The following is a 21,586-nucleotide window of genomic DNA, read 5'->3' as shown; positions in this document are numbered from 1 at the left end:
GAGGGGCCCTCGCCGTGTCGCCCACCGGTGGCGCGAGGGATCCGCCGTCGACCGGGCGCTCCGGCTGCACGTCCGTGCGAGGCTCCCGGCGTGGAGACGTTCGAGGCCCCCGACGGCACCCGGCTCGTCTACCAGCTGGTCGGGGAGGGGCCGCCCCTGGTCGTCCTGCCCGGCGGGCCGATGCAGGACTGCGGCTACCTCGGGGACCTGGGCGGGTTGTCCGCACGGCGCACGCTCGTGCTGCTCGACCCGCGGGGCACCGGCCGGTCCGACGTACCGGACGACCCCGCCACCTACCGGTGTGACCGGCAGGTGGGCGACGTGGCGGCGCTGCGCCGGCACCTGGGGCTGGACCGGCTGGACCTCGCGGGGCACTCGGCCGGCGGGACGCTGGCCCTCCTCTACGCCGTTCGGCACCCCGACCGCGTCGGCCGCCTCGCGCTGGTCACCCCGAGCCCGCGGGCGCTCGGCGTGGACGTCCTCGACGCGGACCGCCGCGCGCTGGCGGAGCAGCGGCGCGGGGAGCCGTGGTTCGCCGACGCCTTCGCCGCCTTCGAGCGGATTTGGGCGGGGACCGCCACCGAGGCGGACTGGGCGGCGATCACGCCCTTCAGCTACGGCCGCTGGGACGACGACACCCGGGAGCACTCCGCCCGCGGGGAGAGCGCGCGCAACGACGAGGCGGCGGCCCGGTACTACGCGCCCGGGGCGTTCGACCCCGGCGACGTCCGCTCCACCGTGGCCCGGCTGGACGCACCGGTCCTGGTCGTCGCCGGGGGGTGGGACGTCGGGCTGCCCCCGGTGCGCGCCGCCGACTGCGCCCGGTTGTTCCCGCGCGGGGAGGTGGTCGTGGTGCCCGGCGCCGGGCACTGCCCCTGGCTGGACGACCCGGGGGCGTTCGTCGCGGCCCTGGCGGGCTTCCTGGACTGACGCCGGGGGGTCGTGGGCCGCGCCGTCCCCCTACACGCGAGGAGGGCCCCGACGGATCGCTCCGTCGGGGCCCTCCTGGCGTGGTGCCGGGTGGATCAGTCGCGCGGCTCCTGCGGCCGGCCGCCGTCCGCCGGGCGACCGGAGGAGGTGAGCTCCCGCGCGGTCTCCGCCGCGGCCTGACCGTGGTCCTCGCGCCGCTGCTCGAGCTCGACCTGCGCCGGCTGCTCGATCGGGCGGAAGAACCCGCGGATGGCCCGGCGGGCGCCGCCGACGTGGTTCATCCGCTTGGGCACCGGAGCGCCGCCGTAGGCCAGCGCGCCGTGGCCGTGCTCGTCGACCGGGCCCAGCGGCTGGTGCACCTCGATGAACTCACCGTGGGGCAGCCGCCGGATGACGCCGGTCTCGATGCCGTGCTCGAGCACCTCGCGGTCGTGCTGCTGGAAGCCCAGGCACAGCCGGTAGGTGAGCACGTACGCGATCGGCGGCAGGATGATCAGGCCGATCCGGCCGGCCCACGTCATGGCGTTGAGGCTGATGTCGAACTTCTCGGCGATGACGTCGTTGCCGCCCGAGAGCAGCAGCACGATGTAGAACGTCAGCGCCATGACGCCCAGCGACGTGCGCACCGGGACGTCGCGCGGACGCTGCAGCAGGTGGTGCGACGCGGTGTCGCCGGTCAGCTTCCGCTCGATCATCGGGTAGAGCGCCATGAGCGTGAAGATGATGCCGGGCAGCACGACGGTGGGCCAGAACAGCGCCGGGATCTGGTAGTTCCCGGGCAGGTTGAGGTCCCAGGCCGGGAACAGACGCGTCGAGCCGTCGAGGAACATCACGTACCAGTCGGGCTGGGACGCGGCCGACACCTGCGCCGGGTTGTACGGCCCCCACAGCCAGACCGGGTTGATCTGCACGAGCCCACCGAGCGCGGCGCAGACGCCGAACACGATGAAGAGCAGGCCGGTGGCCTTGCCCGCGAAGGTGGGGAAGAGCCGGTTGCCGACCACGTTGTGCTCGGTGCGCCCGGGGCCGGGGAACTGCGTGTGCTTCTGCTTGACCAGGATCAGCAGGTGCACCGCGATCAGGGCCAGGATGATCGCCGGGACGATGAGCACGTGGACGATGTACATCCGCCCGACGATGTGCTCGCCGACGTAGTCGCCGTTGAAGACCGCCCAGTGCACCCACGTTCCGACGACCGGGATCGACAGGATGATCGCCGAGACGATCCGGAGGCCGGTGCCGGACAGCAGGTCGTCGGGCATCGAGTAGCCGGTGAAGCCCATGGCGAAGGACAGGACCAGCAGGGCGATGCCGATCAGCCAGTTGGTCTCACGGGGACGCCGGAACGCACCGGTGAAGAAGATGCGCAGCAGGTGGACGACGATCGCGGCCACGAACAGCAGCGCCGCCCAGTGGTGCAGCTGCCGCATGAACAGCCCGCCCCGGACGTCGAACGACAGTTCCAGCGTCGAGTCGTAGGCCGCCGACATCTCCACGCCGCGCAGCGGCGCGTAGGAGCCGTCGTAGACGACCTCGCGCATGGAGGCGTCGAAGAAGAACGTCAGGTAGGTGCCCGACAGCAGCAGGATGATGAACGCGTAGAGCGCGATCTCGCCCAGCAGGAACGACCAGTGGTCGGGGAAGACCTTGTTGAGCGTGCGGCGCAGCGGACCGGCGACGATGAGCCGGTCGTCGACCTCGAGCGCGGCCTTGCCCAGTCGCGTGGTGGGGACACCCGGCGCTGTGGCGGTGCGAGCCATCAGATGCGCTCCCGGTTCCAGTAGGTGGGGCCTACCGCCTCAATGTAGTCACTGCGGGCGACGAAGTAGCCCTCGTCGTCGACCGTGATCGGCAGCTGCGGCAGCGGGCGGGTCGCCGGGCCGAAGACCGGCTTGGCGCCCTGGGTGATGTCGAACTGCGACTGGTGGCACGGGCAGAGGATCCGGCTGGTCTCCTGCTCGTACAGCGACACCGGGCAGCCGGCGTGGGTGCAGATCTTCGAGTAGGCCACGTAGTCGCCGTAACCGAAGTCGGCCTGGCCCTCGCGCGGGCGGTCCACCGCCACCTGCTCCGGGCGGAGCCGGAAGAGCATGGTGGCGGCGTCGGACTGCCGGTTCCCGCCCGGGACCGCCGGGAAGACGGTCTCGATGGAGCCGGGCTGCTGGTCGCCGGGACGGATCGGGGTGCCGTCGTCGCGGACCAGCCGCACGCCGTCGGCCCAGCTGGTGGTACCCAGCGGGTCGCCGGTGTTGGGGTTCCGGATCAGCCCGCCCAGCGGCATGACGAGCATGAGCCCCAGGCCACCGCCCATGAACAGCAGCGAGCGGGTGATCAGCTTGCGCCGGGCCAGGCCGCTGTTGTGCAGGCCGCCGACCAGCGTGGCGCCGGTGGTCACGCGGTCGAAGTGCGATCCGTCGTGCTTGTCCTGGACGGCCGTCTCGTGCGGCAGCAGCTTCTTGGTGTAGAGCACCAGGCCGACGCCGACGAGGGCCAGGGACAGGCCCATGAGCGCGCCGAGCATGGGCGTGAACAGCGCGCTCCAGCCGCCCTCGGTGATGTCCCAGTGCCAGTCGGGGAGGAACCAGCCGGAGCCGACGTAGACGACCACGAAGGCGAACGCGGCCACCCCGGCGAGGGCGAAGGTGAGCCCGATCTGCCGGACCGCGCGCTTCTCCATCGGCGAGCCCGGCTCGGGACCCGGGTCGACGTGCAGGATCTCCACGCCGTCGTACCGGGCGCCGAGGCGGTCGAGCTCCTCGCGGGGCAGCGCCGCGAGCTGCTCGGGGGTGTAGTCGTCGTCCGGACCGCCGTGGAGCGGTCCGGCGACGTCCGCGCCGCCGGCCGATCCGGGCTGGGTGTCGCGCGCGCTCACGCTTCCTCCTCGCCGACGCTGAGGGTCAGCGGTCGCTGGGCTGTGTCGGTCGGGAGGGCGGTCACGCCTTGCTCCCCATCCAGAAGACCCCGAACAGCAGGGCCGCCATGCCGACGACCCAGATGACCAGGCCCTCGGCGACCGGGCCCATGCGGCCCACGCCGGCACCGCCGGGGTCGGCCTGACCCTGGATGGTCTGCACGTAGTTGATGATCGCCCGCTTCTCGTCGGGGGTCAGCTGGTTGTCCCCGAAGACCGGCATGTTCTCCGGTCCGCTGAGCATCGCGGTGTAGATCTCCATGTCGCTGACGTCGTTCAGGCTCGGGGCCCGCTTGCCGGAGGACAGCGCGCCACCCGCACCGACGAAGTTGTGGCAGGACGCGCAGTTGAGCCGGAACAGCTCGCCGCCCTCGGCCAGGTCGCCGTCCCGCAGGTCCCCGGAGGGCAGGGTCGGGCCGCCGCCGTTGGCCTGCACGTAGGCCATCAGCTGGTCGATCTCCTCGTCGGAGAAGACCGCCGGCTTGTCCGGCGCCTGGGCCTCCTGGCGGACCAGCGGCATGCGCCCGGTGTGCACCTGGAAGTAGACGGCCGCCTCGCCCACGCCGACGAGCGAGGGCCCGCGGTTGGGGACGCCCTCGAGGTTCTCGCCGTGGCAGGTGATGCAGCTGCGCTCGTACAGCTCGCGGCCGGCGGCCTCGGCGGAGGACTCGCCGCCCGTCCCCTCGTCCGTGGCGTACGCCGGGGACAGGAAGGAGTAGAGACCGCCGGTCAGCACGAGGGCGGCCATGAGGCCGGCGACGTTGACGACGCGGCGGCGGTGCTTGGAGCGGCGGCGGGCCCGGGCCGCGGCAGCGGGGCTGCCCTCGACCACCCGGCGGGACCAGCGGCGAGGGCCGCGGGAGGACTCGTCGGCGGACGGGGCGTCGGACTGCGGGTTCGTGGTGGACACCGGTTCCCTAGCGGATCAGGTAGATCGTGGCGAACAGCCCGATCCACACGACGTCGACGAAGTGCCAGTAGTAGGAGACCACGATCGCGGCGGTCGCCTGTGCCGGCGTGAAACGGCCCATGGTGGACCGGATGAGCAGGTAGACGAACGCGACGAGACCACCGATGACGTGGAGGCCGTGGAAGCCCGTCGTCAGGTAGAAGACCGACCCGTAGGTGGACGACGAGATCGACGTCCCCTCCTCCACGAGCTGGACGTACTCGTAGGCCTGACCGAGCACGAAGGTCAGGCCCATCACGAAGGTGATCGTGAACCAGCGGCGCAGGCCGTACACGTTGCCCTGCTCCGCGGCGAAGACGCCGAGCTGACAGGTGACCGAGGAGGCCACCAGGATGATCGTGAACGTCAGCGCGTACGGCAGGTTCAACTCCGTCGGCTCCGGCGGCCACCCCTCGGTGGCGCGGGCGCGCGCGGTGAAGTACATGGCGAACAGCCCGGCGAAGAACATCAGCTCGCTCGAGAGCCAGATGATCGTGCCGACGCTGACCATGTTCGGTCGGGTCAGGGAGTGCACCCGGGAGGTGTCGAAGGTGCCGCTCGCGACGGGAGCCGTTGTCACGGGGCCATCATGGCATCGGCCCCCGCTCGGCCACGACCGCGGGTGGCCGGTGTGGCGGCACCGTGACCTGCCCGAGACGTGTGTCGGCGCGTGCCCGGCGGCGTCCCCCGCGGGCACTAGGCTCGCCCGGGTGTGCGGGCCGCCGGCCGGCGCACCGGGCACCCCGCGCCGCGAGGAGGACACGTGATCGACGCCGCACCGGCCACCGTCCTGGTCTACAGCTCCCGGCCGGAGGTGCGGGCCGCCGTCCGGACCGCGGTGGGGCGCCGCCCGGCGCGGGACGTCGGACCGATCACCTGGGTCGAGTGCGCCACCGGTGAGGACGTCGTGGAGACCGTGGACGGCGGTGGCGTGGACCTCTGCATCCTGGACGGCGAGGCGCGCCCGACCGGCGGGCTGGCGCTCAGCCGGCAGTTGGAGGAAGAGGTCGCCGACCGGCCGGCCGTCTGCGTGCTCATCGCCCGCCAGCCCGACCGCTGGCTGGCCCACTGGTCGCGGGCCGAGGCCACGCTGCCCTTCCCGGTCGACCCGCTCACCGCCCCCGACGTCGTCGCCGCCGTGCTGCGCGACCGCGTGGGGCGGCGGCCGGCCGTCCGGCCGTGAGCGCGGGCACCGTTCCCGGCGGGCCGACCTGGCCGTCGCTCTACACCCGCCTCCTGGCCCGCGAGGACCTCTCGGCCGAGGACACCGCCTGGGCGATGCGCGAGGTGATGACCGGGGAAGCGACCGCCGCCCAGATCGCCGCCTTCGCCGTCGCGCTGCGGGCCAAGGGGGAGTCGGCGGAGGAGGTCGCCGGCCTGGCGGCCGCGATGCTCGACCGCGCGACGCCGGTGCGGCTGCCGCTGGAGTGCGTCGACATCGTCGGCACCGGCGGGGACGGCGCGCACACGGTGAACATCTCGTCGATGGCCGCGGTGGTGACCGCGGCGGCGGGCGTGCCGGTGGCCAAGCACGGCGGGCGGGCCGCGTCGTCGTCCTCCGGCGCGGCCGACGTGCTCGAGGCGCTCGGCGTCGTCATCGACCTCCCTGCCGCGGGCGTGGCCCGCTGCGTGCAGGAGGCCGGCATCGGCTTCTTCTTCGCCCCGGTGTTCCACCCCGGCATGCGCTTCGCGGGACCGGCGCGCAAGGAGATGGGCATCGGGACGGTGTTCAACTTCCTCGGGCCGCTGTGCAACCCGGCCCGGCCGGTGGCCGCCGCCGTCGGCTGCGCCGACCTGCGGATGGCGCCGGTCATGGCCGCCGTGCTGGCCCGACGGGGCATGCGGGCCCTGGTCTTCCGGGGCGACGACGGCCTCGATGAGCTCACCACCGCGACGACCTCGCAGGTGTGGGTGGTGCGCGACGGCGAGGTGGAACCGGACCGGGTCGACCCGTCGGCGCTCGGCATCGCGCCGCCCCCGCAGGACGCGCTGCGCGGCGGGGACCCGGCGTTCAACGCCGACGTCTTCCGGCGCGTCGTGCAGGGGGAACAGGGGCCCGTGCGCGACGCCGTGCTGCTGAACGCCGCCGCGGCCCTGGCCGCCTACGACCGGCGCAGCGTGCGCCTGCACGACGCCCTGGCCGCGGGCCTGGAGCGGGCGGCCCGGGCCGTGGACGACGGGCGGGCCGGGGAGTTGCTGGACCGCTGGGTGGACGTCAGCCGGACGCTCCGCGGTTAGGCCCGCCCCGAACGGTCCCCTGGCGGGGGGAGGGGGTCTTCCTTCAGTCGGCGGTGTCGAAGCCGATGGAGAACGCCGCCTCGAGGTCGTGCCGCGAGTAGGCGCGGAAGGCGATGTGGGTGTCGGTCTCCAGGACGCCGGGGACCTTGTTGATCCGCCCCGCCACGACGTCGGCGATGTGCTCGAACTCGCGGACCCGCACCACCGCGATCAGGTCGACGTCGCCGGCGACCGAGTACACCTCGCTCACCCCGTCGAGGTCGGCGACGGCCTGGGCCACCTCGGGGATCGAGTCGGTGGCCGCGTCGATCATGACGATGGCGGTGATCACGCCGGCGATGCTAGCCGGGCCACGGGTGGCCGGGAGGTGCTGTGCGGCCCCGGGGTGATCCGCTCGGGACGCGCGCGGGTGCCGAGGGCGCGGCCGTCGGCGAACGGGTCGCGCTCGTGGCGGCCGGCCTCCACGCGGTCGAGGAAGTCGCTGAACCCGCCGGTGCCCGGGGCCGGGCAGGCGAGCGTGCCGGACACCTGCACCAGCCGGGTGCCCGGCTTCTCCATCCAGCGCAGCACGAGCTCGGTCTCGTCCACGGACGCGGCCAGCTCGTCCTCGGGACCGAGCGGGGTCTCGGCGGTGGCGAACAGCCCCTCGAGGGTGGCCCGGACCGACGCCCCGCGTTCGGCGCAGCCGGCGGCGACCAGCCGTCCCCGGCGGACGACGGACAGCTGCCAGCCGCCCTCGAAGGCCGGCCGCGCCAGCACCAGTTCGGGGACCGCCGCCAGCGACTCGAGCCGCTGCCGGCGGCGCACCGCCCGCACGAGGACCGCCACGCGGTCGCGGAGGACGGCAGCGTCCTCGTAGCGCTCGTCGGCGGCCAGCCGGTCCACCCGGGACAGCAGCGGTGCCAGCAGGGCCCGGGGGTCGGAGGCGACCGCCGCGCGCAGGACGTCGGCGATGCCGGCGTACTCGTCGACCGACTGGGCGCCGGTGCAGGGCGCTCCGCAGCGCCCCATGCCCGCCAGTGCGCAGGCGGTGCCGAGCACCCGCACCGACAGCCGGCCGGTGCACTGGCGCAGCGGGAGGGACTCGTGGATGGCGGCCACCGCCGCGTCGGCCGCCCGCCGGTCCGGGAACGGCCCGAGGAAGACCCCGGCCCCCGGGCGCACCCGGCGGACCACCGACAGCCGCGGGAAGGGCTCCTCGGTGAGGCGGACCCACAGGGCGCGTTCGGGGAAGCGGGAACGGCGGTTGTAGCGCGGCTTGTGCTCGGCGATCAGCCGCAGCTCCCGGACGGCGGCCTCGAGGTCGTGGGCGCAGGAGATGGTGTCGACCCGCTGCGCGAGGGCGACCATCTCGGTGATCCGGCTGCGCTGCTCGCCGGCACCGAAGTAGCTGCGGACGCGGCTGCGCAGGTCGCTCGACGTCCCGACGTAGAGCGGCTCGTCGCGGGGCCCGCGGAAGAGGTACACGCCCGGGCCGGAGGGGACGCCGTCGGCCAGGTGCCGCTTGCGCAGCCGGTCGGGGTCGACCTGGCGGGTGAGGCCGGTCAGCTCCTCCAGGGTGGAGACGCCGAGCGGGCCCAGCCGCTCGAACAGCCCGTGCAGCACGTCGACGGTGGCCCGCGCGTCGGCCAGGGCGCGGTGGCAGGGCTCGCTGGCGGCGCGGAAGTAGGGCGCCAGGGTGGCCAGCTTGCAGTTGGGCACCTCGTCGCGCGTGAGCAGCCGGCGGGCGAGGACGGCGGTGTCGACCGAGGCAGCGGCCGGCCAGGCGATGCCGTTCTCCGCGCACGCGGCCTTCAGGAAGCCGAGGTCGAAGGGGGCGTTGTGGGCGACGAGGACCGCGCCGCGGGCAAACTCGAGGAAGGCGGGCAGGACCGCGCCGATGCGCGGGGCCGCGGTGACCATCGTGGTGGTGATTCCGGTGAGCACGCTGATGTAGGGCGGGATCTCGCGGCCCGGGTCGACCAGGGTCTGGAACTCGCCGAGGACCGCTCCGCCGCGCACCTTGACCGCGCCGATCTCGGTGATCGCGTTGTCCTTGGGAGACCCCCCGGTGGTCTCCAGGTCGACGACGACGAACGTGACCTCCGCCAGCGGGGTGCCCAGCTCCTCGATGGTGGCCTGCTCGTAGCGCGGCAGCCCGGCGGCGGCTCGTGCGACTGTCCCGGCGGCGATCCCGGCCGGCCGGGCGGGGGAAGAGGGCACGGGGCGGACGCTAGGTCGGGGGAGTGACAGTCCCGGGGACGCGCGCCGGGCGGACGCTGGATCCCCCGGGGCCCGCGGTGCGCGACCGTCCGGAACTGTCGGTGCCCGTCCCTAGCGTGCTGCTCAGACCGGTCGGGGCCAGGGACGGCCCCCGCGACCAGGGCCGGTCAGCAGAGGAGTGGGTTGATGTTCATCGACTGCGACACCTGCACCGCTCGCGGCACCGGCTGCACGGACTGCGTCGTCACCGTGCTGCTGGGGGCGCCACCGGGCTGGCAGGGGGCCGATCCCACCGTGGTGCCCATGACGGCGCGCGCCCAGACCGCCGAGGACGTCGTCGTCCCGGCGCCCGGCGTGGTGGTGGAGTTCGACGAGGTCGAGCGCCGCGCCGTGCGGGCGCTGGCCGAGGGCGGCCTGGTGCCACCGCTGCGCCACCAGGCCTCGCCTCGCGGCACCGGAGACCGGCGGCGGCGCACCGGGTGAGCGGGCGCAGGCAGGTCCCGTCCGGCGCTCCGCGAGCGGCGCGCGGGGAGCGGGGCGGCGCGCCGGGCCGGTGTGGGAGTTCCCACAGTCCACGCGGCCCTCGTTTGTCACACCTGCACCACGTCCGTACGGTGAGCCGGTCCGGCCGGGAGGTCGTCACCCGTACAGAGGTGGCCTCGGCCGGTCACCGCCGAATCGCCCGACGCGCTCCCTGGCGTCGAGGGTGAACCGGGGACCCACCGCAGCACTGGGGTGAGTTCTCGCGTGCGCCGGTCCGCCGGAGCACACGCGCCGGCCCGCCGGCACGCAGAGATAGGGCACGTCTTCCCAGCCCGAACCCGTCAGCTAACTCGGTAGGCGGTCGCTGAGGAAGAAACGGAGAGCCGCCGCCCGTGGCGACCCCTCACCCTGCCCTGGGGCATGCCCCTGATCCGCTCCACCCCGACCTCCCGGTCACCTCCCGCCGCCCCACCACCGCCGGCCGCCTCGGCCGCGGGCTCGTCGTGGGAGCCACCGCCAGCCTGGCCCTGACCCTGCTGCCAGGGACGGCCACCGCCGATCCGGAGCAGGCGGGCAGCGCCGCGCAGGCCGCCCAGCTCGTCGCCCGGGCCGGCCACGAGCTGGAGGTCGTCAGCGAGCAGGTCAACGAGGCGCGGGAGACCCTCGCCCAGCGTGAGGCTGCCGCCGCCGACGCGGACCGTGTCGCCGCCGAGGCCGACGCCCGGCTCGGCGCGCTGGACGGCCAGATCCGCCAGGTGGCCCGCGCGGCGTTCACCGGCGGGAGCCTGTCCGAGTTCGACCTGATGACGACCAGCGACTCGGCCGACGACTTCGTCTCGCAGCTGGCCACGCTCGACGCTCTCGCCGGGCACGCCGGCGACGTGCTGGCGCAGGTCGCCGAGTCGGCCACCGCAGCCGAGCGGGCCCAGGCCGACGCCGATGCTGCGGCGGCGGCCGCCCGCGGGGCCCTCGACGAGGTCACCGCTCGCCAGTCCGGGCTCGAGGCGGACATCGCCGACTACCGGGGGCAGTACGCCGCCCTGTCCGCTCCGCAGCAGCAGCAGGTGCAGACGGCCCACTCCGGCCAGCCGGTGGCCGCCGCGGCACCGGCGCCCGCGGCCAGCGGTGCCGCGCAGGCCGCCGTCGACACGGCGCTGGCGCAGGTCGGGGATCCCTACGTCTGGGGCGCCGGCGGCCCCAACTCCTTCGACTGCTCCGGGCTCACCCAGTACGCCTATGCCGCGGCCGGCGTCAGCCTCCCGCACTCGAGCCGCATGCAGTCGACCATGGGCCGGGCGGTCTCCCGCGCCGACCTCCAGCCGGGAGACCTGATCTTCTTCTTCAGCCCGGTCAGCCACGTGGCGATGTACATCGGCAACGGGCAGATGGTGCACGCCTCGACGTCCAGCCAGCCGGTGAAGGTCGTGGGCGTGGACTCGATGGGCGGCATCACCGCCATGCGCCGCCTCGTCTGAGGACGGACTCCCTGCAGGGCCCCGCCGTGAGCCTGCGAGCGGTGGGGGGCAGAGGGTCCCGCCTCGGCTCCTGGCCCGGTCCGGGCCCCGCCGTGAGCCTGCGAAGGGTGGGGAACGGGGTCCCGCTTTGGCCCTTGGCCCTCTGCAGGGGCCCGCCGTGAGCCTGCGAAGGGTGGGGAACGGGGTCCCGCTTTGGCCCTTGGCCCTCTGCAGGGGCCCGCCGCGAGCCTGCGAGCGGTGGGGGGCAGGGGGTCCTCTTAGGATCGGCCGGGTGAGCGCCCGCCGGGCCGCGCTGCTGGTCGCGGGTGTGTTGGGGCTGGCGCTCGTCCTGGTCATCGCCCTCCGGACGCCGTGGACGGTCCTGGCCGAGCCGACCGGCGGTGCGACGCCGGTCCGCCCCGGCGCGGGCGTGCCCGCCGCCGTCGTCGACCGCGCGGAGTCCTTCGCTGCCGCACTGCGGCCGGCGTCGCTGGCCTCCCTCGTGCTGGGCCTGACCGTCTCCGCGGTCCTGGCGCTGACGCCGCTCGGCGCGCGACTGGTCCGGGCGGTCGCCCGGCCGCTGGGCGGGGGTTGGGCCTGGCAGGTCCTCCTCGGCACGCTGGTGCTGTCGCTGCTCGGGCGGCTGGTGACCCTGCCCCTGTCGGCCTACGGCGAGGTCGTCCGGCACCGGTACGGCCTCTCGACGCGCAGCTGGCCGCTGTGGGGCCGGGACGTCGCCGTCTCCACCGCCATCGACGCGGCCCTGACCGCCGTGCTCCTCCTCGCCCTCGTCTGGCTGGCCCGGCGCGCACCGCGGAGCTGGTGGGCCTGGGCCTCCGGGGGTGCCGCCGTCCTGGTGCTGGTGGGCACGTTCCTCTACCCGGTGGTCGTCGAGCCGGCGTTCAACAGCTTCCAGCCCCTGCCCGCGGGGCAGCTGCGCACCGACCTGCTGGCGCTCGCGGAGGAGAGCGGCAGCCCCGCCGAGGACGTGCTGGTCGCCGACGCCTCCCGGCGCACGACGGCGCTCAACGCCTACGTCTCGGGCTTCGGGGCGACCCGCCGGATCGTCCTGTACGACACGACGCTGGACCGGCTGCCCGACGCCGAGATCGAGTCGATCGTCGGACACGAGCTCGGCCACGTCGCCACCGACGACTACCTGACCGGGACCCTCATGGGCGCCCTCGGTGCGGCTGCGGCGGTGGCCGCGCTGGGCTGGCTGCTGTCCTGGACCCCGCTGCTGCGGCGGGCGGGCGCGGAGTCGCCGGGCGATCCGCGGGTCGTTCCGCTGGTGCTGTTCCTCATCGCGGTCGGCACGCTGGTCGCGACCCCGGTGCAGAACGTCGTGTCGCGGCACCTCGAGGCCCGCGCCGACCTGCACGCCCTCGACCTCACCGGGGACGCCCAGGCCTTCATCACGATGCAGAACCGGCTCGCCGCGGCCAACCTCTCCGACCCCGCGCCGCCGGCCGCCTGGCAGTGGTTCTTCGGCTCGCACCCGACCGGCCCGCAGCGGATCGCCTTCGCGCAGGACTGGCAGCGGCTGGAGGACGCCGGGTGAGGACGCTGGTCGTCACCAACGACTTCCCGCCCCGCCAGGGCGGCATCCAGACCTTCGTCGCCGCCCTGCTGGCCCGCCGCCCCCCGGAGTCCCTCGTCGTGCTGGCCTCCCGGTCGCCCGGCTGGGAGGAGTACGACGCGGCGCTGCCGTACCCGGTGGTGCGCCGGCCCACCGGGATGCTGCTGCCCACCCGCGCCACCGCCCGGGCAGCGGCCGACCTCGCCACCCGCCACGGCTGCGACACCGCCTTCTTCGGGGCCGCGGCCCCCCTGGGCCTGCTCGCCCCGGCCCTGCGCGCCGCCGGCGTCCGCCACCTGGTCGGGGCGACCCACGGTCACGAGACGGGTTGGGTGGCGCTCCCGGGCGCCCGGGGCCTGATGCGGCGCATCGCGCGGGGTCTGGACGTCCTCACCTACATCAGCGCCTACACCGCCGGACGGCTGGGCCCGGCGCTGGGCGGGGTCACCCGGATGGCGCAGCTGTCTCCGGGGGTGGACGTCGACCACTTCAGCCCCGCCGGCGACGGCAGCGCGGTCCGGGCGCGGTACGGGCTCGGCGAGGCGCCGGTGGTCGTCTGCGTGTCGCGGCTGGTGCCCCGCAAGGGCCAGGACGTGCTGGTCGCCGCGTGGCCGCGGGTCCTGGCGCGCCACCCCGGCGCGCGGCTGCTGCTCGTCGGCGGCGGCCCCCTGGAGGGCCGGTTGCGGCGGGCGATCGCGCAGCGGGGCCTGGGCCACTCCGTCGTCCTCACCGGCGCGGTGCCGCCGGCCCAGCTGCCCGAGCACTACGCCGCCGGCGACGTGTTCGCGATGCCGTGCCGCACCCGCCGGGGCGGCCTGGACGTCGAGGGCCTCGGCATGGTCTACCTCGAGGCCGCCGCCTGCGGCCTGCCGGTCGTCGCCGGCACCTCGGGCGGGGCGCCGGAGACGGTGCAGGACGGCGTCACCGGGCACGTCGTCGCCGACCCGCGCTCACCGGAGGACGTCGGCGCGACGGTCACCCGCCTGCTCGACGACCCCGAGCGGGCCCGGACCATGGGCGCCGCCGGCCGCGCGGTGGTGGAGCAGCGGTGGTCGTGGACGACCATCGCCGCGACCTTCGCCGACCTCCTCGAGGGCTGACGCCCCGACGGCAGCGTCCCGTCAGGAGGGGTGGGGAGCCGCCGCGTCCTTCTGGTAGAGGGCCTCGACCTCGACGTCGAACTCCTTCATGACCACCGCCCGCTTGAGCTTCAGGCTGGGCGTGAGCATGCCGTTGGCCTCGGTGAAGTCGGCGCCGAGCACGCGGAACTTCTTGATCGCCTCGGCCTTGGACACCGCCTTGTTGGCCTCGGCGACCGCGGCCTCGATCTCGGCCAGGACGTCGGCGTCGTCGGTGAGGTCGGCGGCCGTCGTGCCGGCCGGCTTGCCCTTCGCCTCCAGCCAGGTCGGCAGCGCCTCCTCGTCGAGGGTGACCAGCGCGGCGATGAACGGCCGCTGGTCCCCGACGACGATGCACTGGCTGACCAGGCGGTGGGCCCGCAGCCGGTCCTCGAGCACCGCCGGGGCGACGTTCTTGCCGCCCGCGGTCACCAGGATCTCCTTCTTGCGCCCGGTGATCCGGATGAAGCCGTCGCTGTCGATGTCGCCGAGGTCGCCGGTGTGGAACCAGCCGTCGGCGTCGATGGCCTCCCGCGTGGCCTGCTCGTTCCGCCAGTAGCCGGGCATGACGATGCCGCCGCGGATGAGGATCTCGCCGTCGTCGGCGATCGCGGCCTGCACGCCGGGCAGGGGCCGGCCGACGGTGCCGATCCGGAAGGCGGCGTCGTGGTTGACCGAGGCGGCCGCGGTGGTCTCGGTGAGCCCGTAGCCCTCGTACACGGTGACGCCGATGCCGCGGAAGAAGTGGCCCAGCCGCTCGCCGAGCGGGGCACCGCCGGACACCGCGCCCAGGCAGCGGCCGCCGAGCGCGGCCCGCAGCTTGCCGTAGACCAGCCGGTCGAACAGCGCGTGCTGGGCGCGCAGCGCCAGGCCGGGACGGCCGGAGTCCTGGGCGCGGGACCAGTCGATGGCCACCTGCGCCGCCCGGTCGAAGATCTTGCCCTTGCCGTCGCCCTCGGCCTTGGCCTTCGCCTGGTTGTAGACCTTCTCGAACACCCGGGGGACGGCGAGGACGAACGTGGGCTGGAACGCGCCGAGGTCCGCCACGAGGTTCGAGACGTCGGGGCTGTGCCCGAGGACGGTGCGGGTCTTCACCGCACCGACCTCCAGGACGCGGGCCAGCACGTGCGCCAGCGGGATGAACAGCAGCAGCGAGCCCTGCTCGTTGAGCAGCCGGCTCAGCAGGCTCATCCCGTTGCCGATCTCGAACAGGAAGTTGGCGTGGGTGAGCTCGCAGCCCTTGGGCCGGCCGGTGGTGCCGCTGGTGTAGATGAGCGTCGCCGCGCTGGCCGACGTCAGCGTCGCCCGGCGGGCCGCCAGCTCGCTGTCGGGGACGTCGGCGCCGGCCGCGGTGAGGGTGCCGATGGCGTCGTCGTCGATGACCCAGACGTTGACCAGCTCCGGCGCCTGGTCCCGCACCGACTCGACGGCCGCGGCGTGCTCGGCCCGCTCGACGACGGCCGCCGTGGCGCCGGAGTCGGACAGGATCCAGGCGACCTGGTCCGGGCTGGAGGTCTCGTAGACCGGGACGACGACCCCGCCGGCGGCCCAGATGGCGAAGTCGAGGACCGTCCACTCGTACCGGGTCTTGGCCTGCAGGGCCACGCGGTCACCGGGGGCGACGCCGGAGGCGACCAGGCCCTTGGCGACGCCGGCGACCTGCGCGCCGAACTCCCGCCAGGTGACGTCCTGCCACCGGCCGTCGCGCTGGACCCGCAGCCCCACCTCGCCGCCGTGCTGGGTCACGTTGCTGGCGAGCAGGTCGGGGATGGCCTCGTCGGGGCCGACCTCGGTGGTCGCCGGGACGCTGAACTCGCGCACGCTCGGTCCTCTCCTCCCCGCCCGGGCCCGGCCCCGTCGCCTGGCTCCCCGGTCGCGGTACCTGCCCGAATCTAGCGGTTGACGCCCTACCCGTGAGTACGAGCTGCCCGGCGTCACCCCCTGCGGGGAACGGCGGAGCGGTTAGCCTGCTGCGCATGGCCGACCAGTCCACCCAGTCGATCACCGTCGAGGCGCCGGCGTCCGACGTCATGGCGGTCATCGCCGACTTCCCGGCCTATCCCCAGTGGGTGGCCGCCGCGAAGACGGTGGAGGTCGTGGAGGCCGGTCCCGACGGTCGCGCCCGCCAGGTCCGCTTCGTCATCGACGCGACCGTGCTGAGCGACGACTACGTCCTCCAGTACACCTGGGACGGCGACCGCCACGTCTCCTGGTCCCTGGTCCAGAGCAAGCTCATGAAGCGGCAGGACGGCTCGTACACCCTGACCGAGATCGCGCCGGGCCGGACGCAGGTCACGTACGCGATCGCGGTGGACGTGAACATGCCGATGATCGGCATGCTCAAGCGCCGGGCGGAGAAGGTCATCCTCGACACGGCTCTCAAGGAGCTCAAGAAGCGCGTCGAGGCCTGAGCCGGCGTGCGCACCCTCCTCCTCACCGGGCTCGGTGGGGCCGGCACCTCCACCCTGGCCGCGGCCACCGCGGTCCGCGCCGCGCGCGCCGGGAGCCGCACGCTGCTGCTGACCCGTGCGGCGCCGGCGCCCACCGACGTCCCCGACCTGACCGTCGCCCTGGTCGAGCCGCTGGCCGGCCTGGAGTCCCTGTGGGCCGCGGTGGCCGGCGAGCTGTCCGCGGCCGCGCCCGGCCTCGGGCTGCCCCCCGCGAGCTCCGTGGTGCCCCTGCCGGGGAGCTTCGAGCCCGCGCTGCTGGCCCGGCTGGGCCGCGCCGCCGCCGGCGACGAGGCCGACACGGTCGTCGTGGACGCCGGCCCGCTGGCCTCCGGGACGGCGCTGGTCGGGCTGCCGGCCGCGCTGCGCTGGTGGCTGGACCAGGCCCTGCCCACCCGGCTGCGCATGCTGGGCGCCGTCCGCACCGCCGCCGTCCGTGCCGGGACCGCCAAGCGGGGGCCGGTCGACGTCGCCCTGGCCGCGGTGCCCGGGCTGGAGCAGCTCATCGCCGCCGTGGACCTCGGCGACCCGGCCACCACCGAGGTCCGGCTGGTGGCCGCGCCGCGCCCCGACGCCGTGCCGGCCCTGCGCGCCGCGGTCACCGCCCTGGCCCTGCACGGGCAGCGGCCGACCGCCGTCCTCACCCGGGTGCTGCCCGCCGGGGAGGGAGAGTGGTGGACCCGCCGGCGGGCCGAGCAGGACGCCGTCCTCGCGGCGCTGGCCGAGCTGGCCCCGGTGCGCCGCGTCGAGGAGACCGCGACCGCGCCCGCGGACGCCGACGAGCTGGCGGCCCTGCTGCCCGGCGAGGACGGGCCGGTGCCCGCCGCGCCCCTGAGCCGGGTCACGGAGCGGGCGGACGGCGGCCGGCGCCTGGTGCTGCCGCTGCCCTTCGCCCGGCACGAGGGGCTCGACCTGACCCGCTGGGGCGACGACCTCGTGGTGACCGTGGCCGGCGCCCGCCGCTCCATCCGGCTCGACGCGCTGCTGCGCCGCTGCGTGGTCACCGCCGGCCACCTCGCCGACGCCGGCACGGCCGGAGCCCGGCTCGAGGTCACCTTCACACCCGATCCGCAGCAGTGGCCGGCCGACCTGCTGGCCGCCGAGGGGAGCAGGACATGAGCGATCCCGCCGACTGGCTGGAGCAGGCCCGCCGGCTGGCCGCCGGCCTCGGGGACGCCCTCGGGCAGGGGCGGGTCCCCGCGGACGGCGCCGGCGCCCACGCGGCCGACTGCACCTGGTGCCCGGTGTGCCAGGTCGCGGCCGTGGTCCGCGGCGAGCGCCCGGAGGTCACCGCGGCGCTGGCCGACCTGCTGGATGCCGCGTCGGCCGCGCTGCGGTCGTTCGCCGAGTCGGCGACGCCCCCGCGGCCCGAGCCCGAGCCCGAGCAGGAGGCTCCCGCGGAGCCGGTCGTCCAGCGCATCGAGATCGCCTGAGTGTCCGACTCCTCCGACGCCGCCGAGCTGCCCGCGCTGGGCATCGACATCGGCGGCACCAAGGTGGCCGGCGGCGTCGTGGCCCCCGACGGCACGGTCCTCGCGACCGCGCGCCGGGCGACCCCGGGGGCCTCGGTGGTGGAGACCGAGAACGCGATCGCCGCGGTGGTGGAGGAGCTGGCGCTCTGGCACGGCGGGCCGCTGGTCGGCGTCGGCGTGGGCGCGGCCGGCTGGTTCGACCGCACCGGGGACACCGTCCTGTTCAGCCCGCACCTGGCCTGGCGGAACTCGACGCTGCGCCAGGACCTCGCGACGCGCCTGCAGCGGCCCCTGTGGGTCGGCAACGACGCCGACGCCGCGGCGTGGGCCGAGTACCGCTACGGCGCGGCCGCCGGCGCCGACCTCTCGCTGATGATCACGCTGGGGACCGGCATCGGCGGCGGCATCGTCATGGACGGCCGGTTGCAGCGCGGGTCCCACGGCGTGGCGGGGGAGTGGGGGCACATGCGCGTGGTCCCCGACGGGCGGCTGTGCGCCTGCGGCAACCGCGGCTGCTGGGAGCAGTACGCCAGCGGCACCGCCCTCGGCCAGACCGCGCGGGAGGTCGCGCGCAGCTCCCCGGCCGCCGCGGCGCTGCTGCTGGACCGGGTGGACGGCGACGCCGACCGGCTCACCGGTGAGGACGTCGCCCGCGCCGCCGCCGACGGCGATCCGCTGGCCCTCGAGCTGCTGGCCGAGGTGGGCTCGTGGCTGGGGCAGGGCATCGCCGACCTCGCCGCCGTCCTCGACCCCGAGGTGGTGGTCATCGGCGGCGGGGTGAGCGTGCTCGGCGAGATGGTGCTCGGCCCGGCGCGCGCCCGGCTGGAGCGGGCGCTGCCCGGCCGCGGGTTCCGCCCCGGGCCGCGGGTGGTGGCCGCCCGGCTGGGCGCGCAGGCGGGGCTGGTGGGCGCGGCCGACCTGGTCCGCCGGGCCGTCGTCGACGGCGACGTTCAGCGGAGTGTGAGGGGCGGGGATCCCTCGCCCCTCACCCTCCGGTGAGCTCCCGGGCGAGCTGCTCGAGGAACAGGCCGATGTCGGTGACGATGCCGACCGCCTGGGCGCTGCCGCGGTCGGCCAGCTTGGTGACCGTCGCCGGGTTGATGTCCACGCAGACCAGCGGCACGGCCGCCGGCAGGATGTTCCCGGTCGCGATCGCGTGCAGCATCGTCGCCACCATGATGCAGAAGCCGACGCCGGGCAGCTGGGCGCGCATCGCCCGCTGACCCTCGAGCACGTCGGTGTACACGTCGGGCAGCGGGCCGTCGTCGCGCACCGACCCCACCAGCACGAACGGCTTCCCGGCCCGGACCAGCGCGTGCATGATCCCGCCGGTCAGGACGCCGGACTCCACCGCCGCCGCGATCGACCCGGCCCGCCGGATGGCGTTGATCGCCCGGATGTGGTGCTCGTGCCCGTGCGGCACCCCGGCGCCCTTGGCCAGGTCGACCCCGAGCGAGGTCCCGTACAGCGCCGACTCGATGTCGTGGGTGGCCAGCGCGTTGCCCGCGAAGAGGACGTCGACGTAGCCGGCGTCCACCAGCCGCACCATGGCCGGCGCCGCGCCGGTGTGGACGACGGCCGGGCCGCCGACCCACAGCACCCGCTGCCCGGCGGCCCGGACCTCGCGCATCCGGTCGGCGATCTGGCGCACCAGCACCACCTGCGGCTTCTCGCTGGAGGCCGCCGAGGACATGAAGCCGAACGCCTCCTCCTCACCGCGCGCGACGGCCGGCGGCATCTCCACCCGCACGCCGGAGGCGCCGCACACCACCCGCTCGCCGGCCCGCACGTCGCTGACCGGCACGGTCCGGACGACGACGCGCGTACCGGCATCGTCGCCGTCCTCGGTGACGACGAGCCCGCAGTCCATCTCCGCGCGGTCGACCCGCAGCCACTCGCGGTCGAGGCGGACCAGCGTCTCCAGGTTGGTGGTCGAGTAGAAGTCGTCGGGGAAGACGCCGTCGGCCGGGGCCGGGCGGGTGGTCGCCGTCCCCGGGTCGACGGCGTTGGCGCCGTGGGTCTGCAGGCGCTGCACGATGCGGTCGAGCAGTTCGGCGTCGCCGGCGGTGACCCGCACCGTCGCGCGCGACTCGTCCTCGTGCTCCCGGCCGAGGTCGAGGGCCTCGATGCGGTAGTCGCCGCCGTACTCGAGGACGTCGTCGAGGACCCGGGCGAGGACGCCGGTGTCCATGAGGTGGCCGGTGAGGGTGACGGTGGTGGAGGGTGCGGCGTCCACCCGCGGGACGCTAGCGGGAGGACCCCGGGACGGGGCGCTACACCACCGCCCCGTCGTCACCGTCGTCGGTCGACCGCTCGCGCATCCGCGACACCAGCAGCCCGACCCCGCCGACGACCGCGGCCACCCCCAGCACCAGCCCCACGTCGGAGGTCAGGCCGAGCACGCGGGGCGCGACGACGAGGACGACGCCGGCGGCGATGAGCAGCACCGCGTACAGCGACGCGGGGGAGGGCGCCGGGACCGGCGGGGGCGGCGGCGGCTCGTAGTGCTCCTCCGGCCGGTCGAGGACCTCCGGCTCCGCGGGCGCCGGGGCGGGGCTCGCGGCGGGGTCCTCGTCCACCACGGTGCGGCCGTGCTCGGCCTCGAAGGCGGCCACGATCCGCGTCCACTCGGCGTCCTCGTCGACGTCCCGGCGGAGCACCCGCGGAGCCCGGGTGCGCTCGGGCGCGTGCTCGTCGACCTGCTGCTCGACTAGGCCCCGGGCCTCGCCCGAGCGGCCCCGGTCGACGAACAGCCGGTCGGTCGGCGGGCTCGGCAGCGACACCGTCCGGGTGTAGGGCTCCACGTCGGCCGACGGCTCCAGGTAGGCGGCGATGCCCGCGTCGCGCAGCACGTCGAGCAGGTGCTCGCCGACGCGGGGGTCGACGTCGCGCAGCGGGGACCACAGGGCGGCGTCCAGCCCGTTGTCCCGGCGGCCCCGGCCGCGGCGCGGGGTGCTCACGCGCCCTCCTCCAGCGCGGGCACGCGGGCGCGGATCCAGTCCACCGAGCCGGCGGAGATGCGCGGGGCGTCGTTGTCCAGCGTGGCCACGTGGTAGCTGTCCTCCAGGAGCACCTCGGTGGTGTCGGTGCTGGCGACCCCGGCGAGGAGCACCTGCGCCGAGGCCGGCTCGACGACGTGGTCGGTGACGCTCCGGAAGACCAGCAGGGGCGCGGTCACCCGGCCCAGGTCGGCGCGGGTCGCCGTCCAGAGCCGGCGCAGGCCCAGCACCGCGCGGGTGGGCAGCTTCGGGTAGGCCAGCTCGGTGACACCGGGCTTCTTGATGTCGTTCGCGATCGGCGCCCAGCTGGGGGTCACGCGGGCCAGCAGCGGCAGCAGCTTGGCGTCCAGCCGCTGGGTGAGCAGCGAGGGGTTGACCAGCACCAGGCCGGCGACGTCGTACGGCCGCAGCTGGGCCAGCCGGATCGCCAGGGTGCCGCCCATCGACAGCCCGGCGACGACGACCCGGTCGCAGTCGGCGCTCAGCCGGTCCAGCGCCCCGGAGGCGGCGTCCACCCAGTCCTGCTCGGTGGTCAGGTTGCAGTCCTGCCAGCGGGTGCCGTGGCCAGGCAGCAGCGGCGCGCGGACGGCGAAGCCCTCGGCGGCCAGGTGCTCGCCCCAGGGCCGCACGCTGAACGGGGACCCGGTGAAGCCGTGCAGCAGGAGCACGCCGGTGCCGGCCCCGGCCGGGCCGCCGGGGAACGCGAACGGCTCGGCGCCGGGCAGCAGACCGGCCACGGGTGCCTCGTCAGTGGGCACGGAGGTCCTCCTCGGCGTCGGGCGGGCGGAGCCGACCGGCAGGGCG

General features: G+C 75.3%; 21 protein-coding genes and 1 riboswitch. Of the genes, 11 read left to right on the top strand and 10 right to left on the bottom strand.

The features are described 5' to 3' along the window. Nucleotides 1-90 precede the first annotated feature (90 nt). On the top strand, nt 91-930 hold the full coding sequence (locus PGN05_RS12090; RefSeq protein WP_419752791.1) for an alpha/beta fold hydrolase: 840 nt from the start codon (nt 91-93) through the stop codon (nt 928-930). A 95-nt stretch (nt 931-1,025) separates the two neighbouring features. Here the strand turns inward: PGN05_RS12090 and PGN05_RS12085 are convergent, their stop codons facing one another. From PGN05_RS12085 to PGN05_RS12070, 4 genes are all read right to left on the bottom strand, one after another. Next, a complete protein-coding gene (locus PGN05_RS12085) occupies nt 1,026-2,690 on the bottom strand; it encodes a cytochrome b (RefSeq protein WP_419752790.1) in 1,665 nt (554 codons plus the stop codon). After that, nucleotides 2,690-3,802: a ubiquinol-cytochrome c reductase iron-sulfur subunit gene (locus PGN05_RS12080; RefSeq protein ID WP_419752789.1), complete on the bottom strand. Its 1,113-nt coding sequence runs from the start codon at nt 3,800-3,802 to the stop codon at nt 2,690-2,692. The genes PGN05_RS12085 and PGN05_RS12080 overlap by 1 nt, the downstream gene beginning before the upstream one ends. A 61-nt stretch (nt 3,803-3,863) precedes the next feature. Continuing rightward, the gene (locus PGN05_RS12075; protein ID WP_419752788.1) at nt 3,864-4,751 is read right to left on the bottom strand and encodes a c-type cytochrome; all 888 of its coding nucleotides are present in this window, start codon (nt 4,749-4,751) and stop codon (nt 3,864-3,866) included. A gap of 7 nt (nt 4,752-4,758) precedes the next feature. Further along, entirely contained in the window at nt 4,759-5,370 is a 612-nt protein-coding gene (locus tag PGN05_RS12070) for a cytochrome c oxidase subunit 3 (RefSeq protein WP_419752787.1), read from the bottom strand. Nucleotides 5,371-5,553: 183 nt separating this feature from the next. On the opposite strand from PGN05_RS12070, the gene PGN05_RS12065 reads away from it, so the two are divergent. Both PGN05_RS12065 and trpD read left to right on the top strand, forming a co-directional pair. Then, a complete protein-coding gene (locus tag PGN05_RS12065; protein ID WP_419752786.1) occupies nt 5,554-5,973 on the top strand; it encodes a hypothetical protein in 420 nt (139 codons plus the stop codon). Further along, nucleotides 5,970-7,028 (top strand): anthranilate phosphoribosyltransferase, encoded by a 1,059-nt coding sequence (trpD, locus tag PGN05_RS12060; RefSeq protein WP_419752785.1) that lies wholly within the window; start codon nt 5,970-5,972, stop codon nt 7,026-7,028. The genes PGN05_RS12065 and trpD overlap by 4 nt, the downstream gene beginning before the upstream one ends. Nucleotides 7,029-7,071: 43 nt before the next feature. Here trpD and PGN05_RS12055 read toward each other — a convergent pair whose 3' ends face one another. Together PGN05_RS12055 and PGN05_RS12050 are read right to left on the bottom strand one after the other, a co-directional pair. Beyond that, nucleotides 7,072-7,359, bottom strand: coding sequence for an Lrp/AsnC family transcriptional regulator (locus PGN05_RS12055; RefSeq protein WP_419752784.1), 288 nt, complete (start codon nt 7,357-7,359; stop codon nt 7,072-7,074). Then, a complete protein-coding gene (locus PGN05_RS12050; RefSeq protein WP_419752783.1) occupies nt 7,356-9,230 on the bottom strand; it encodes a DEDD exonuclease domain-containing protein in 1,875 nt (624 codons plus the stop codon). Before PGN05_RS12050 ends, PGN05_RS12055 begins: the two co-directional genes overlap by 4 nt. A 186-nt stretch (nt 9,231-9,416) precedes the next feature. Between PGN05_RS12050 and PGN05_RS12045 the strand changes: the two genes are divergently transcribed. The 4 genes from PGN05_RS12045 to PGN05_RS12030 all read left to right on the top strand — a co-directional run bounded on the left by PGN05_RS12045 (nt 9,417) and on the right by PGN05_RS12030 (nt 13,846). Further along, on the top strand, nt 9,417-9,713 hold the full coding sequence (locus PGN05_RS12045; RefSeq protein WP_419752782.1) for a hypothetical protein: 297 nt from the start codon (nt 9,417-9,419) through the stop codon (nt 9,711-9,713). Nucleotides 9,714-9,891: 178 nt separating this feature from the next. Continuing rightward, a riboswitch (cyclic di-AMP (ydaO/yuaA leader) is annotated at nt 9,892-10,089 on the top strand. A gap of 127 nt (nt 10,090-10,216) precedes the next feature. Next, nucleotides 10,217-11,188 (top strand): C40 family peptidase, encoded by a 972-nt coding sequence (locus PGN05_RS12040; RefSeq protein WP_419752781.1) that lies wholly within the window; start codon nt 10,217-10,219, stop codon nt 11,186-11,188. Between the two features lie 271 nt (nt 11,189-11,459). Then, nucleotides 11,460-12,728, top strand: a complete 1,269-nt coding sequence (locus PGN05_RS12035) for a M48 family metallopeptidase (RefSeq protein WP_419752780.1) — start codon at nt 11,460-11,462, stop codon at nt 12,726-12,728. Next, complete coding sequence (locus PGN05_RS12030; RefSeq protein ID WP_419752779.1) at nt 12,725-13,846, top strand: glycosyltransferase family 4 protein; 1,122 nt, start codon at nt 12,725-12,727, stop codon at nt 13,844-13,846. The genes PGN05_RS12035 and PGN05_RS12030 overlap by 4 nt, the downstream gene beginning before the upstream one ends. A gap of 21 nt (nt 13,847-13,867) precedes the next feature. Here the strand turns inward: PGN05_RS12030 and PGN05_RS12025 are convergent, their stop codons facing one another. Next, a complete protein-coding gene (locus PGN05_RS12025; protein WP_419752778.1) occupies nt 13,868-15,685 on the bottom strand; it encodes an AMP-dependent synthetase/ligase in 1,818 nt (605 codons plus the stop codon). A gap of 155 nt (nt 15,686-15,840) precedes the next feature. Between PGN05_RS12025 and PGN05_RS12020 the strand changes: the two genes are divergently transcribed. From PGN05_RS12020 to PGN05_RS12005, 4 genes are read left to right on the top strand one after another with little or no spacing between them, the layout of a single operon-like run. Next, nucleotides 15,841-16,275 carry an SRPBCC family protein gene (locus PGN05_RS12020; protein ID WP_419752777.1) on the top strand — a complete coding sequence of 145 codons (435 nt, stop codon included), beginning with the start codon at nt 15,841-15,843 and terminating at the stop codon, nt 16,273-16,275. A gap of 6 nt (nt 16,276-16,281) precedes the next feature. Next, nucleotides 16,282-17,430, top strand: coding sequence for an ArsA family ATPase (locus PGN05_RS12015; RefSeq protein ID WP_419752776.1), 1,149 nt, complete (start codon nt 16,282-16,284; stop codon nt 17,428-17,430). Continuing rightward, nucleotides 17,427-17,744 carry a hypothetical protein gene (locus tag PGN05_RS12010; RefSeq protein ID WP_419752775.1) on the top strand — a complete coding sequence of 106 codons (318 nt, stop codon included), beginning with the start codon at nt 17,427-17,429 and terminating at the stop codon, nt 17,742-17,744. The genes PGN05_RS12015 and PGN05_RS12010 overlap by 4 nt, the downstream gene beginning before the upstream one ends. After that, a complete protein-coding gene (locus tag PGN05_RS12005) occupies nt 17,745-18,782 on the top strand; it encodes an ROK family glucokinase (protein ID WP_419752774.1) in 1,038 nt (345 codons plus the stop codon). On the opposite strand, the gene PGN05_RS12000 is transcribed toward PGN05_RS12005, so the two are convergent. Genes PGN05_RS12000 through PGN05_RS11990 form a run of 3 tightly spaced genes read right to left on the bottom strand, consistent with a single transcriptional unit; the run spans nt 18,769 to nt 21,540 of the window. Then, complete coding sequence (locus tag PGN05_RS12000) at nt 18,769-20,019, bottom strand: TIGR00300 family protein (RefSeq protein ID WP_419752773.1); 1,251 nt, start codon at nt 20,017-20,019, stop codon at nt 18,769-18,771. The genes PGN05_RS12005 and PGN05_RS12000 overlap by 14 nt on opposite strands. A gap of 37 nt (nt 20,020-20,056) precedes the next feature. Further along, entirely contained in the window at nt 20,057-20,743 is a 687-nt protein-coding gene (locus PGN05_RS11995) for a hypothetical protein (RefSeq protein ID WP_419752772.1), read from the bottom strand. Beyond that, nucleotides 20,740-21,540 carry an alpha/beta hydrolase gene (locus tag PGN05_RS11990; RefSeq protein ID WP_419752771.1) on the bottom strand — a complete coding sequence of 267 codons (801 nt, stop codon included), beginning with the start codon at nt 21,538-21,540 and terminating at the stop codon, nt 20,740-20,742. The genes PGN05_RS11995 and PGN05_RS11990 overlap by 4 nt, the downstream gene beginning before the upstream one ends. Nucleotides 21,541-21,586: the final 46 nt, after the last annotated feature.

This window comes from Geodermatophilus sp. CPCC 206100 (assembly GCF_048569675.1).
In the GTDB taxonomy this organism is placed as follows: domain Bacteria; phylum Actinomycetota; class Actinomycetes; order Mycobacteriales; family Geodermatophilaceae; genus Geodermatophilus.
The sequence above is the reverse complement of the archived record's forward strand: the minus strand, read 5'-3'. Positions and strand labels throughout refer to the sequence as shown.

Coding starts and splice junctions, on each gene's coding strand:
- PGN05_RS12085 (WP_419752790.1), bottom strand. CDS start 2,690: ATGGCTCGCACCGCCACAGCGCCGGGTGTCCCCACCACGCGACTGGGC.
- PGN05_RS12045 (WP_419752782.1), top strand. CDS start 9,417: ATGTTCATCGACTGCGACACCTGCACCGCTCGCGGCACCGGCTGCACG.
- PGN05_RS12020 (WP_419752777.1), top strand. CDS start 15,841: ATGGCCGACCAGTCCACCCAGTCGATCACCGTCGAGGCGCCGGCGTCC.
- PGN05_RS12010 (WP_419752775.1), top strand. CDS start 17,427: ATGAGCGATCCCGCCGACTGGCTGGAGCAGGCCCGCCGGCTGGCCGCC.